14 protein-coding genes and 1 tRNA gene are annotated in these 12694 nt (G+C 71.4%); 10 read left to right on the top strand and 5 right to left on the bottom strand.

Annotated features, from left to right (window positions below; all coding sequences use genetic code 11):
- Positions 1 to 119 precede the first annotated feature (119 nt).
- Positions 120 to 647, top strand: a complete 528-nt coding sequence (locus ACYVKF_RS08825) for a hypothetical protein (RefSeq protein WP_056920186.1) — start codon at positions 120 to 122, stop codon at positions 645 to 647.
- Entirely contained in the window at positions 640 to 1371 is a 732-nt protein-coding gene (locus tag ACYVKF_RS08820) for a nucleoside/nucleotide kinase family protein (protein WP_460966168.1), read from the top strand. The genes ACYVKF_RS08825 and ACYVKF_RS08820 overlap by 8 nt, the downstream gene beginning before the upstream one ends.
- On the opposite strand, the gene ACYVKF_RS08815 is transcribed toward ACYVKF_RS08820, so the two are convergent.
- Together ACYVKF_RS08815 and ACYVKF_RS08810 are read right to left on the bottom strand one after the other, a co-directional pair.
- The gene (locus tag ACYVKF_RS08815; protein ID WP_460966167.1) at positions 1357 to 2232 is read right to left on the bottom strand and encodes a DUF3626 domain-containing protein; all 876 of its coding nucleotides are present in this window, start codon (positions 2230 to 2232) and stop codon (positions 1357 to 1359) included. The genes ACYVKF_RS08820 and ACYVKF_RS08815 overlap by 15 nt on opposite strands.
- The gene (locus ACYVKF_RS08810) at positions 2233 to 2736 is read right to left on the bottom strand and encodes a hypothetical protein (protein WP_460966166.1); all 504 of its coding nucleotides are present in this window, start codon (positions 2734 to 2736) and stop codon (positions 2233 to 2235) included.
- A gap of 223 nt (positions 2737 to 2959) precedes the next feature.
- Between ACYVKF_RS08810 and ACYVKF_RS08805 the strand changes: the two genes are divergently transcribed.
- From ACYVKF_RS08805 to ACYVKF_RS08790, 4 genes are all read left to right on the top strand, one after another.
- Positions 2960 to 3187, top strand: coding sequence for a hypothetical protein (locus ACYVKF_RS08805; protein WP_460966165.1), 228 nt, complete (start codon positions 2960 to 2962; stop codon positions 3185 to 3187).
- A gap of 99 nt (positions 3188 to 3286) precedes the next feature.
- The gene (locus tag ACYVKF_RS08800; protein WP_460966164.1) at positions 3287 to 4681 is read left to right on the top strand and encodes an NAD-dependent succinate-semialdehyde dehydrogenase; all 1395 of its coding nucleotides are present in this window, start codon (positions 3287 to 3289) and stop codon (positions 4679 to 4681) included.
- 1 nt (position 4682) lies between these two features.
- Entirely contained in the window at positions 4683 to 5198 is a 516-nt protein-coding gene (locus tag ACYVKF_RS08795) for a putative immunity protein (protein WP_460966163.1), read from the top strand.
- Positions 5199 to 5222: 24 nt separating this feature from the next.
- Positions 5223 to 5966, top strand: coding sequence for an MOSC domain-containing protein (locus ACYVKF_RS08790; protein ID WP_460966162.1), 744 nt, complete (start codon positions 5223 to 5225; stop codon positions 5964 to 5966).
- Positions 5967 to 6604: 638 nt separating this feature from the next.
- Here the strand turns inward: ACYVKF_RS08790 and ACYVKF_RS08785 are convergent.
- Positions 6605 to 6727 carry a hypothetical protein gene (locus ACYVKF_RS08785; protein WP_460966161.1) on the bottom strand — a complete coding sequence of 41 codons (123 nt, stop codon included), beginning with the start codon at positions 6725 to 6727 and terminating at the stop codon, positions 6605 to 6607.
- A gap of 343 nt (positions 6728 to 7070) precedes the next feature.
- Positions 7071 to 7144, bottom strand: a tRNA-Gly gene (locus ACYVKF_RS08780).
- A gap of 94 nt (positions 7145 to 7238) precedes the next feature.
- Between ACYVKF_RS08780 and ACYVKF_RS08775 the strand changes: the two genes are divergently transcribed.
- The 3 genes from ACYVKF_RS08775 (at position 7239) to ACYVKF_RS08765 (ending at position 10011) form a co-directional block, all read left to right on the top strand.
- Positions 7239 to 8486: a low temperature requirement protein A gene (locus ACYVKF_RS08775; RefSeq protein ID WP_460966160.1), complete on the top strand. Its 1248-nt coding sequence runs from the start codon at positions 7239 to 7241 to the stop codon at positions 8484 to 8486.
- 122 nt (positions 8487 to 8608) lie between these two features.
- Positions 8609 to 9184 (top strand): dCTP deaminase, encoded by a 576-nt coding sequence (gene dcd / locus ACYVKF_RS08770; protein ID WP_056920194.1) that lies wholly within the window; start codon positions 8609 to 8611, stop codon positions 9182 to 9184.
- A gap of 158 nt (positions 9185 to 9342) precedes the next feature.
- A complete protein-coding gene (locus tag ACYVKF_RS08765) occupies positions 9343 to 10011 on the top strand; it encodes an alpha/beta hydrolase family protein (RefSeq protein ID WP_460966159.1) in 669 nt (222 codons plus the stop codon).
- On the opposite strand, the gene ACYVKF_RS08760 is transcribed toward ACYVKF_RS08765, so the two are convergent.
- The gene (locus ACYVKF_RS08760) at positions 10008 to 11465 is read right to left on the bottom strand and encodes an aromatic amino acid ammonia-lyase (RefSeq protein ID WP_460966158.1); all 1458 of its coding nucleotides are present in this window, start codon (positions 11463 to 11465) and stop codon (positions 10008 to 10010) included. The genes ACYVKF_RS08765 and ACYVKF_RS08760 overlap by 4 nt on opposite strands.
- A gap of 88 nt (positions 11466 to 11553) precedes the next feature.
- Between ACYVKF_RS08760 and ACYVKF_RS08755 the strand changes: the two genes are divergently transcribed.
- Entirely contained in the window at positions 11554 to 12693 is a 1140-nt protein-coding gene (locus ACYVKF_RS08755) for an ABC transporter ATP-binding protein (protein WP_056915933.1), read from the top strand.
- Position 12694 lies beyond the last annotated feature (1 nt).

The raw sequence follows: 12694 nt of genomic DNA, 5'->3' as shown, positions 1-12694 counted from the left end.
CGTTGTCCCGACCGTACTGGTCGGTAACTTCCATGGTGCTACTGGCGGGTAATGATTGCAACCCCCTGTGGCGAACCCCACCAGAACGGACGATCCGCCGGACGCGGCATACTCGCGGTGTGACCGACCAGAGCCCGACCGAAAGCCGCAGCAGCGCCGCCGATGCTGTCGTGACCAGCGCGCGGGCCGACCTCGAGGCCGGACGGGAGTGGAAGGCGCGGGACGTGCTCGTCGGTCACGTGGCTGGCACGTACGACCCTGAGGCCCTCGCCCTGCTCGGTGACGTCCACGCAGCGATGCGGGACCTGCCGTCGGCCGGCGCCGCCTGGTTCGGCACCAACCGTCGTGGTGCCGATGTCGACGCCGCCGTGGACGCCTGGCGCGACCGGCACGCCGACAACTTCGTGCAGATGTGGCACAGCCTGCCGCGGTCCGTGCGCGACCACGAGGGCAACAAGCGGGTCGACGCGCTGCGCCGCCGCGTCGAGAAGGACCAGCCTGCCGCCGGTCTCGATGCCGCCGAGGGGGACAGCGAGGGCGGCGTCGACACCGCGGTGATCATCGCCGTCGCCGTGGGCATCCTGTTCGTCATCTGCGCGGTGATCGGGTTCGTGACGCTGCTGAGCTGGCTCGTCCCCGGTGTCTGAGCCGGTCCGCCCCGGCTCGGTCGGTTCGCTCGGCTCGCCCGGTTCGGTGGGCGAGCAGGGGTATGCCGCCCGCGCCGCCCTCGTCGCGAAGGTGGCCTCCCTCGTGCCCCAGCCCGTGGGCGACGACTGCGTCAGGGTGGGCGTGGACGGGGTCGATGGAGCGGGGAAGACGGTCTTCGCCGCCGAGCTGGCCGGTGCCTTGCGCGACCTCGGTCGGCCTGTGGTCGAGCTCTCCGTCGACGGCTGGCACCGGGTGCGGGCGGAGCGTTACCGCCGTGGCAGGACGTCACCCGAGGGGTTCTGGCTCGACTCGTTCGACTACCACCGGCTGCTCGCCGAGGCGCTGGTCCCGTTGGGCCGCAACGGTTCTCGTCAGTATCGACCAGCCGGGCACGACGTCGTGACCGACGAGGTCCTGCAGGGTCCGCTCCACGTGGCGCCGGCTGGTGCCGTCGCCGTGGTCGACGGGCTGTTCCTGCACCGGGACGAGCTCGAGGGCGCCTTCGACTTCACGATCTTCGTCGAGGTGCCGTTCGAGGTGTCGGCGGCGCGGATGGCGGTGCGCGACGGGTCGCCCCCCGACCCGGCGCACCCGGAGCTGCGCCGCTACGTCGAGGCCCAGCGCACCTACTTCGCGCAGCGTTCTCCGTGGGAACGCGCTGACCTCGTGGTCGACAACAGCGACCTCGAGCACCCGGTGCTCGTCGAGTCAGCCCTCGACTGAGGGCCCTGCGTCGGCGGAGTCAGGGGCGCCGAACCGAGCGAGGTGGTGCCACACCTGCTTGAGCGCCTGCCGGTCGTGCCGTTCGGTCGCCGCCGCGTGACCGATGACGTCGGGGGTGAGCCACCCTTCGACGGCGACCCGCTCGGCGAGCGCGACGACGTGCTCGCCGCGGTACTCCGGATGGGCGCGGACGACGTCGAGGCCCAGCCGGAAACCGTCGTGCCACTCGACCGTGAGCGGAAGGTCCCTCGCCGCCGACTCGACCGCGGTCCCCCGGAACGACGGGTCGAGCACCAGTGCGTCGACGTCCCGGGCGAGGTCCACGACGCCGTGCACGTGCGCCTCGACATAGCTGTCGAGGTCGTCGGTCCTCCCGCTCGCGAGGTCGGCGTCCGCACGAGTCGCCAGGTCGAAGTGGTCGGCGGTCGCGAAGAGGTCGGGCTCGAAGACGGAGTCCGGGTAGCAGAACGTGGTCCGGGCCAACGTTTCCCGGGTCAGGCGCAGGTGGGCCGACCCGAACCGGGGAGCTCCGCCGACAGCCCGCCGACGATGGTTGAGCGCGCCATACCTGGGCCGCTCGCGGTCCGGTGCCTCGGCATACGCGCCGCCGAAGATGCGCTGCTCCCAGCGCCAGCGGGCGCCTCCCGGGCGGGCGGTGAGGCCGCCGTTGCCCGTGCCCGTCTCGAACTGGGAGCGGTAGGTGCCGGCAGCGGCCATCGCCCGCAGGATCGGCGTGCCGCGGAAGTCGCGGTCCGGGTGGAAGTTGAGGGTGACCCGGAGCTCGGTGTCGAGCGGCTCGCCCACCGCCGAACGCTCCACGTGGGCGACGGCAGCCGCTGCCCACCGCGACAGCCCGGTCATCTAGCTCGGGTCGGGCAGGCAGACGACGACCGGCGCGTAGGCGGGGTCGTACGCGATGTCGTGGGCGGGTTCGGCGGTGGACCACTCGGAGGCAGCGGTGTCGACCGCCAGGACCGGCGAGGCGAAGTCCGCGGCGCGAGGATCCTGCTCCGTGGCCCAGATGCCGAGGGCGCCCTCGCCGGCTCCCGCAGGCCCACCGAAGGCGCCCACCACGAGCCACATCCCGGAGTCCACGTCCCGCTGGGCGCCGGCCCGGGTCACGGTGTTCTCCTCGCCCTTGTCGCGGACGACGCGGTCGACAGCCTTCAGAGCAGCCTTCGACACGGTGACGCAGGGTTCCGCCGGTGCGGGTGGAGTGCTCGTGGTGGAGGCGGTGGGGCTGGCTACCGGGTGGCTCCCGGCGTTCGCGGATGCATCGAGGTCGATGACCTCCGCTCCGAACGCCGAGCACCCGCTCAGGACCAGAACTGCAGTCGCCCCCGCGACCCACCCCCATGTGCGCATGTCTGGAGGTTACCGATTGACCCGGTGGCGCGTGGGTCGTCCGCGCATCGGCCCGTTCGGGGGAGGTCGTGCAGGGCCGGGCGCTGGAAGGATCTGCGCCGGATCGGCCCGAGGGGGTTCGACCGCCACAGACCCGAAGGAACGACATGCCCTGCGACGCCCGACGTCCTCGACGTCGCCCAGGATCGAGCCAACGTGGTGGGCTCCGATCGCCCTGATCTGCGTGCTCGGCTTCTACGCCCCCATCGTGGTCCTCGAGGCCACCCAGCGCGGGACCATCCTCGAGCCTTGGGTCTGCGTCGTCGGTCTCGGAGCGGCGGTGATGGCGATTCGTCACGAGCGTCGCCCGGGTTGGAAGGTGGTGGCGATCCTGGCAGGGCTGTTCCACGTGGTCGTCGTGGGCGTCTTCCTCTTCCTCGGCGCCCTCATGCGTGGATGGGTCTCGCCCTGATCAGTGGCCGGGCGGCTCGGCACGACCCGGGCACCTCGGCACGGCACGGCCCGAGGAGATAGTTTCGGGAGGAGAGTCCCGAGCAACAGGAGAAGTGCGATGAGCGACACCCAGACCTCCCCCACCTACGCGATCACCAACCCGGCCACCGGTGAGGTGGAGAAGACGTTCGACACGGCGACCGACGAGCAGGTCGAGGCTGCGCTCGCCGCCGCCCACGCGGCATACACGTCGTGGAAGGACGTGCCGATCGAGGAGCGGGCCAAGGTCGTGCACCGGATCGCGGAGCTGTTCGTCGAGCGCAAGGACGAGCTGGGCGCGATCGCCACCCGCGAGATGGGCAAGCCGCTGAGCGAGGCCATCGGCGAGGCGGAGTTCTGCGGGGAGATCTTCGACTACTTCGCGAACGAGGGCCCGACCCTGGCCGCGGACCAGCCGATCAAGACGTTCTCCGGCGGCAAGGCGGTCGTGCAGAAGCTCCCGATCGGAGCGCTGCTCGGGATCATGCCGTGGAACTACCCCTTCTACCAGATCGCTCGGTTCGCGGCCCCGAACCTGATGCTGGGCAACACGATCATCCTCAAGCACGCCGAGTCGGTGCCTGGTTCCGCGCTCGCCGTCGAGCAGATCATGAAGGACGCAGGACTGCCCGAGGGTGCCTACGTCAACGTGTTCGCAGACCACGGGCAGATCGAGACGATCATCGCCGACCCGCGGATCGCGGGCGTCTCGCTGACGGGATCGGAGCGTGCGGGCGCGGTCGTCGCGTCGATCGCGGGCAAGAACCTCAAGAAGTGCGTGCTCGAGCTCGGTGGTTCGGACCCGTACGTCATCCTCGACACCGACGACGCGGCTGCTGCGGCCGACACCGCGTGGGAGACCCGGATCAGCAACACCGGCCAGGCCTGCAACTCCAACAAGCGGATGATCGTCATGGACGACGTGTTCGACGACTTCGTGGCCCGGCTCACGGAGCACGCGATCGACCTCCGCCCCGGCGACCCAGCTGCCGAGGAGGAGGGGACGTTCGCGCCGCTCTCGTCGCGCAAGGCCGCCGAGACCCTCGCCGAGCAGGTCAAGGACGCGGTCGACAAGGGCGCCACCCTGCACGCCGGCGGCGTCCTGAGCGACGGTCCCGCGGCGTACTACTCGCCCGCCGTCCTCACCGGCATCACCAAGGAGATGCGCGCCTACCGCGAGGAGCTCTTCGGCCCGGTCGCGGTCGTCTACAAGGTGACCGGCGACGAGGAGGCCCTCGAGCTCGCCAACGACACGCAGTACGGCCTCGGCGGCGCGGTGTTCAGCAAGGACCCGGAGCGGGCCATGAAGATCGCGCAGCGGCTCGAGGTCGGCATGTCCAACGTCAACACCCCGGCCGGTGAGGGCGCCGAGGTGCCGTTCGGCGGGGTCAAGCGCAGCGGCTTCGGTCGCGAGCTCGGACCGCTCGGCATGGACGAGTTCGTCAACAAGCGGATGTTCTACGTCGCCGACTGACGTGATCCTCCCGTCGGTCAGGGATCCCCGCTTCGTCACCATCCGGCGAGGCGGGACCCTGACCGACGAGCACCACCACCTGCTGGCGCTGTGGGCGGCTGACTGCGCGGGGCACGTGCTCGCGCTGTTCGAGTCGCGGTGCCCGGGCGACCCCAGACCGCGGGCGGCCATCGAGGCCGCCCGCGCCTGGGTGCGCGGGGAGCTGCCGATGATGAGGACCCGCGCTGTGGGCGGCCACGCGATGGGAGCCGCCCGGCCCCTCGTCGGGGCACCACGCTTCGCCGCGTATGCCGCCGGGCAGGCGGCCGTCGTCGTCCACGTCGCCGAGCACGACCTCGGGGCAGCGGCCTACGCGATCAAGGCCGTTCGGGCGTCGGTGCCTGCCGGGTCGGCCGACGAGGCAGGTTGGCGCGAGTGCGCGTGGCAGCGCGAGCGGCTGCCGTCGGCGATCCGGGGGCTCGTCCTCGAGGACCAGGCTCGGCGCAACGAGATCTGCTGGAACGTGTTCGTCGACTGACCCCGGCCGTGCGAGGGTGCACAGATGCGTGTCCAACGGGTCGGTTTCGCCGCCATCAAGGGGACCCGTCACCTGACCCGGTCGTCGGTCCAGCTGACGGCCGACGGTGCCGAGGGCGACCGCAGGTTCGCGATCGCCGACCCGGCCACCCACCACGTGCTGCGGACCGTGGCCCACCCGTCGCTCGCCCGGGTCGAGGCCCGGGTGGACGCAGATCTGCTGACCCTGCAGTTCCCTGACGGCACAGCGGTCTCGGGCTCAACGGATCGGACCGGGGGGCCCGTCACTGGTGACTACTGGGGTCGCCCTGTGCTGCTCCGTCCCCTCGACGGGGCGCTGGACGCGTGCCTCTCCGCGGTGCTCGGGCGGCCCGCCACACTGTGTGCCTCCGATCCCGGTCAGGTCGTGTGGGGCGCACCTGTCTCCGTCGTCACGACCGGCGCCCTCCACCAGCTCGAGCACGCCCTTCGAGCAGCTGGCCAGGACGTCCCGACAGACCTGGCCGAACGGTTCAGGGCGACCATGACGCTCGAGGCGGCCTCGGATCCACTGCCGGGGAGTCGCCTGCAGGTCGGTGCGGCGGTGATCGAGATCGTCGGCGCGATCGACCGGTGCGCCGTCGTGGACGCAGATCCGCGGACCGGCCTACGCGCTGGCGGTCTGCTGGCAGCGCTGGCTGGTCCTGATGGTCCGCCCGTGTTCGGTGTCGATGCCCGCGTCGTCGAAGCCGGGTCGGTCGCCCCCGGCGATCTCGTGGTCCAGCTGTGAGTGATGCCGCTCCGGTGGCTTGCTATTGATCCCGTCCCTGGACCTGTTGCCGGGCGTCTATGCCGACCGAATCGCGCGGCGCCTCTCCAGGTAGCCTCCGAGCGCGATTCCGAGTCCACTGCCCACCACCCCGATCAGGACACACAGCCAGAGGGGCAATGACGTGAAGTAGGCGACCGCGAACAGCACCAACGGTCCGAGGAAGGCGCGATCGAGCGTGGGATGCCGCCGGGACCAGCTCCTCACGCCCTCCGGGCGCAGGGCGAAGAGCAGCGCCAAACCTCCGTAGAGGACGGCCGCCAGTCCTCCCACGGCCCAGCCTCGCTTCGAGGCGATGCCGACGGCCGGTGCCAGACCCACGAGGACACCCAGCCAGCGATACCAGGTCGGTGGCACCCGAGTCAGATGGTGACCGAGGCGAGACCCGCTCGCATGCCCGTTACCCGGCGCCGCGTCAGTGTCGACTCCCGGTGAGTGCTCGTCACTCGTCGGCATCAATCCCCCTTGATCGGGGGCACTGAACCACGCTGCGAGCACCTCCGACTCCACCCCTTGCATGATGAGGGCTCGCGGCTCGGCTGACAAGCAGCCGTTCGATGACCGCGGCGCTGTCGTGGATGCGGTCCGTGTCCGTCCCGTCAGCGCAGGACGAGGTTGAGCAGGACGGTGAGCACGACCGACAGCACCACCGAGACCAGGATCATCGTCAGACATCCCGGGGCGCCCCCGACTGGGCGGACCTGTGTGTTCCCGATCTTCATGAGGTCATGGCTACCAGATCTCGCGGTGGGAGCCGGTAAACGAGTGGGCTTCGAGGCGACCTGCTGCTCACTGTGATCAGTTGCCGCCGTTGCGGGGGAGTCTGGCGAGCAACAGGCCGTCACTGTGATCAGTTGCCTTCGTCGGGTGGGTGCGGCCTCCCCAGCAGACGACGATGGACCCAGACGGAAAGCGTGTCTGGGTCCATCGTCGTTCTGAGCCGGTGACGAGATCCGTCGGCAGAGCGGTCGCTCGTCCCTCGCTCCCTGCCTCCTCCCGATTCTCGGCATGCTTCGTTCAACGACAGAGGGACCCTGCGAAAAGCGTGCAGGGTCCCTCTGTCGTTGGAGCCGGTGACGAGAATCGAACTCGCGTGTCCAGCTTGGGAAGCTGGCGCTCTACCATTGAGCTACACCGGCGCACGTCGCCCCGAAAGGGCGACGCGGCAGGCAGTCTAACCGACGCCACGCGGCATACCGGACACCCCGTCGCCGGGGGTCGTACGCTCCACTCGTGAGCGCCCTCAACCTCATCCCGCTGGTCCGCCGCATGGGACCGCGGGACCCGCACGAGGCGCACCGCGTCGCCTCGCCGCTCGAGCTGTTCTTCGACCTCGTGTTCGTCGTCGCCATCGCGAGCGCCGCCGCCGAGCTGCACCACGGGCTGTCGGCGGCGCACTACGAGGCGATCCCGGGCTTCGTCCTCGTCTTCTTCGCGATCTGGTGGGCGTGGATGAACTACGCCTGGTTCGCCTCGGCCTACGACTGCGACGACGTGGTCTACCGCCTGCTCACCTTCGCGATCATGGCCGGCTCGCTGCTGCTGGCGGCGGGGGTGCCGGACCTGTTCGACGATGGGCAGTCGGTCGCCGTCGTGACCGGGTATGCCGTGATGCGCCTCGCGATGGTCGCGCTCTGGCTGCGCGTGGCCAAGGGCGACACCCCCCACCGAACCACCGCCATGACGTACGCCGTCGGTATCACCGTCGTCCAGGTCCTGTGGATAGCGCGGCTCGCCCTGCACGGCGACGGCGTGCTCTACCTGACGTTCGGTCTGCTCGTCCTCGCCGAGATCACCGTCCCGGTGGTCGCCGAACAGCGAGGTGGCGCAACGCCGTTCCACCCGCACCACATCGCCGAGCGGTACGGCCTGTTCACGATCATCGTCCTCGGCGAGGTCATCCTCGCCAGCGTCCAGGCGATCCAGGGCGTCCTCGCCAAGCCCGTCGTCGAGGGCAGCAACGCCGGCCACGCGGTCGGGCCGGCCGCGGAGGGTGGAGGTGGTCAGGGGCTGACCCCGGGGCTGGTGATGCTCGCGGTCGGAGGACTGCTCATCGTGTTCTCCCTCTGGTGGCTGTACTTCAAGCGCGAGCACGTCGACCTCATCGGCCAGGGCCGCACGATGACGTGGGTCTTCTCCTATGCCCACGTGTTCGTCTTCGCCGCGGTCGCGGCCGTGGGTGCGGGTCTGGCAGCGGCGGTCGACGTCGTGGAGCACGATGCCGTCGCGTCGTCGCGGGCGATCGCCTTCGCCCTCGCCGTGCCCATCGCCGTCTACGCCATGGTCCTCGCGGCCCTCCACGCCGGAGCCGACCACGACCCGCGCACCGCGGTGCCGGCGGTCGCGCTGTCGGTCGTCGTCCTCGGGGTCGCCGTCGTCGGGCCCGACATGCCGCTGGCCGTCCTACTCATCGGCCTGGCCATGGCCGGTGCAGTCGCCCAGCACGTCGTCGTCGCCCAGCGCCGCCTCGCCGCGGCCTGACCGCCCCGCCTCGCCGCGGCCTGACCACCCCGCCTGCCGCGGCCTGCCAACCGGCAGCGCCGGGGCCGCCGCGGGCTGGCGAACCCGGCCACGCGCCATACCTCGGGCGTTAGTCTCTCCCCGTGCTGCTCAGCGACCGTGACATCAAGGCCGAGATCGACTCCGGACGGGTGGTCCTCGACCCGTGGGACCCCGAGATGGTCCAGCCGTCGAGCGTGGACGTGCGGCTCGACCGGTTCTTCCGGTTGTTCGACAACCACAAGTACCCCTACATCGACCCGGCGGAGGACCAGCCCGACCTGACCCGCCTCGTCGAGGTGGAGAAGGGTGAGCCGTTCGTGCTGCACCCGGGGGAGTTCGTCCTCGGCTCCATCTACGAGGCCGTCACCCTCCCCGACGACGTCGCCGCCCGCGTCGAGGGCAAGTCCAGCCTGGGTCGCCTCGGCCTGCTGACCCACGCGACGGCCGGGTTCGTCGACCCCGGGTTCACCGGCCACGTCACGCTGGAGCTGAGCAACGTCGCCACCCTGCCGATCAAGCTGTGGCCGGGGATGAAGATCGGCCAGCTCTGCTTCTTCCGCCTCTCCTCGCCGGTCGAGAACATGTACGGCAGCGCCAAGTACGGGTCGCACTACCAGGGCCAGCGCGGGCCGACGGCGAGCCGTTCGTTCCAGAGCTTCCGCACCACCGACGTCTGAGCGCAGGCGGGCGGCGCCCGACCGCAGGCCGGCTGTGTCCGAGCGCACGGCATAGCCGGGCGGGTCCGGGCGTTGAACCGCACGGCGTCCTCGGGCCATCCGGGGGCGCCCCGGCGTCGAACACCAGGCGTCGTCCCTGCTCGAGGAGAACCACGCCCATGCCCGCCGCACGCCTGCTCTGGCCCACCGAGGTCGAGAACCCCCGCGCGATCGTCCTGGTCCTGCACGGTGGCCGTTCCAAGGGTCGCGGCCCCGTACGCCCGTGGCAGGGAGCGGTGCTGCGCATGCGACCCTTCGCGGCCGCCGTGGCGCGTGCCGGTGAGGGGGAGGTCGCCGTGGCCGAGCTCCGGTATGCCGTGCGTGGCTGGAACGGTGCCGAGGCCAGTCCTCTCGCGGACACCCGACTGGCGCTCGAGCAGATCGCCGCGAAGTACCCCGGTGTCCCGATCGGCCTGCTCGGCCACTCGATGGGCGGCCGGGTGGCGCTGCACCTCGCCGACGACGAGCGGATCCACGCCATCGTGGCCCTGGCGCCCTGGGTGGAGGGACCGGACCGGCCGCGCTGGCACCCCGACCTGCACCTGCTCGTCATGCACGGGTCGCTGGACCGGATGACCTCCGCGAAGGCCTCCCGCGCGATGGCGACCGCGATGGAACGACTCGGTGCCGACGTCACCTACGAGCGCGTCGACAACGACACCCACGCGATGCTGCGCCGAGCGGGGTACTGGCACGAGCGGTCGGCCGACTACCTCGTGCAGCACCTGCTCGTCGAGCCCTACCGGGCCGACACCCGGGTCGGACAGGACGAGCACCGGTCCCGCTAGCGCTCCTGCGGGGTGTTGACGGCATACCCCTCGACGATGCGTTCGGCGACGACGAGCTCGGGGGACAGGTCCCGGTCCTCGAAGCCCGAGGGGAGCTGCGCACACTTCGCGAGCGCGGCGGCGAGCTCACCGACCGGGGCGACGCCGCGCATCCGGAGCGCTCGCACGGCACACACGAGCTCGACCGCGAGCATCCGGCGGTAGGCGGCGGTCGCCTCGCCGAGTCGCACCGCTGCCATGCCGGCGAAGGACGCGTCGTCCTCGATGCCCGCCGACACCCCGGCGGTCTGGACGCTGGATGGCGTGGAGGCGTGCCCACGGATCGTCGAGAGTGCCGACGCGGCAACGTATTCCGCGATCAGCACACCCGACGAGCCGGCGGTGGCGTCCGACAGGAACAGCGGCAGGCCGCTCGCCGAGTCGGTGAGCACGTGGCTCACCCGTGACTGGACCGCCTGCGCCGAGCGCGTGAGCGCCAGCAGGGCGGAGTCCACGGCCAGGACGAGGTATGCCGCGTGGAAGCCACCGTGGTGGGTGACCCGCCCGCCGTCCTCGCTCACCGTGAAGAGCGGGTTCTCCGAGGCCGTGTTGGCCGCGGTCTCGACCACCGCCTTGAGGTCGGTGACCGTGTCGAGGACCGGGCCGTGGACCTGCGGCCACGTGCGCAGGCCGAAGAAGTCCTGCAGGTGCGCGGGTTCGCCCGGCTGGCCGTCGAGGAGCTCGCGCAGGACGCGGGCGACCTCGCGGGCGCCGTGGAACGGGGTCGCGTCGGCGGCGGTGGTGCTGACGGCCTCGGGGTTGCCGCGCAGGGCGACGAAGCTGAGGGCGCAGACGGTGTCGGCGGCCCGGGCCAGCGCGTGCAGCGACGCGGCATGGAGGCCGGTCTCTGAGATCGCGAACGCGTTCGAGGACATCAACGGCAGGGCGTCGGCCGAGCTGAGGGCGAGGTCGGCACGACGGTGCCCCCCGACCCGGTCGCGTTCGCCGATGAGCGCCAGGCCGACCTCGGCCAGCGACGTGAGGTCGCCGGTGCCCAGCGACCCGTACCGATGGACGACGGGGAGGTCGGCGGACGGTGCGCCGACGAGGGCGGCCAGCGCGCTCGCGAGCTCCGGGCTGGCGCCGCTCCCACCCGCCAGGAGCTGGTTGGCGCGCACCGCGAGGGCTGCCCGGACGACGTGGTCCGGGACGACCGCGCCCCAGCCGGCGGCGTGCGAGCGCAGCAGCCGCAAGCCGTGGTCCACGGCGGAGTCCGTGCTCTCCTCGCGGGCTGCGCCGACACCGGTGGTGCGGCCGTACACAGGGCGCTCGGCGCTGATGGTCGCGGCCAGCTCGTGCGAGGCGGCGGCCCGAGCCAGGGCCACCGGTTCGGCCGTGGTGAGGGTGCCCGCAGCCGCGAGGAGGAGGCCGTCGAGGTCGAGGCTGCTGCCGTCGAGCGCCAGGGTGTGGTCCACCGCGCCAGTATCGCGCGGGGGGCCGGCAGGTCTCGGTCCGGTCTCAGGAGGACTGCGCTGGTCAGTGCCCTGCATTAGGTTGGCACGCATGATCGTCTTCGACGGGGTGACCAAGAGGTATCCGGATGGCACCGTGGCCGTCGACGAGCTGAGCCTCGAGGCACCCACGGGCCAGATCACGGTGCTCGTCGGCCCCTCGGGCTGCGGCAAGACCACCTCCCTGCGCATGATCAACCGGATGATCGAGCCCACCTCCGGCACGATCACGTTGGACGGCAAGGACACGAAGCGGATGAAGGAGGCCGAGCTGCGACGCGGCATCGGCTACGTCATCCAGCACGCGGGCCTCTTCCCGCACCGCACCGTCCTCGACAACGTCGGCACCGTGCCCCGCCTGCTCGGGATGGACCGTCGCGAGACCGAGAAGCGCTCGATGGAGCTGCTCGAGCGCGTCGGCCTCGACCCGGCGTTCGCGAAGCGGTACCCCGCCCAGCTGTCCGGTGGGCAGCAGCAGCGCGTCGGCGTCGCCCGCGCGCTCGCGGCGGACCCGCCGGTGATGCTCATGGACGAGCCGTTCAGCGCTGTCGACCCCGTCGTGCGGGAGCAGCTGCAGGACGAGTTCCTGCGCCTGCAGGGGGATCTCGGCAAGACCATCGTGTTCGTCACGCACGACATCGACGAGGCGATCAAGCTCGGTGACCAGGTCGCGGTGCTGCGCGTCGGGGGCAAGCTCGCCCAGATCGCCGAGCCCGCCTACCTGCTGTCCCACCCGGTCGACGACTTCATCGCCGACTTCGTGGGCCGTGACCGCGGCTACCGCGCGCTGTCGTTCCAGCAGACTCCGCGACTGCCGCTCGCGTCCGAGCGCACCGTGGCCATGGGCGAGTCGGTCAAGGACATCGACGCCGACTGGGTGCTGGTCGTCGACGACGGCAACCGCCCGCTGGGCTGGGTCGAGCCCAAGCGGGTCGCCGGTGACGTCACCACCGAGGTGCTGCACCGCGGTGGCACCGTCGCGCGGGCCAGCGGTCCGCTGCGCGCCTCCCTCGACGCGGCCCTGTCGAGCCCGAGCCGCCGCGGCGTGATCGTCGACGACGCGGGCGCGCTGGTCGGCACGGTCCGCGCGCACGAGGTGCTCACCGCCATCGAGGAGACCGACCGCCCGGAGCTCGAGGACCCCCAGCGCCCGGGTGCGGCCCAGGCGGCCCCGCGGACGTCGGGCGCCTGAG

The organism is Pedococcus soli (genome assembly GCF_054782575.1).
The sequence above is the reverse complement of the archived record's forward strand: the minus strand, read 5'-3'. Positions and strand labels throughout refer to the sequence as shown.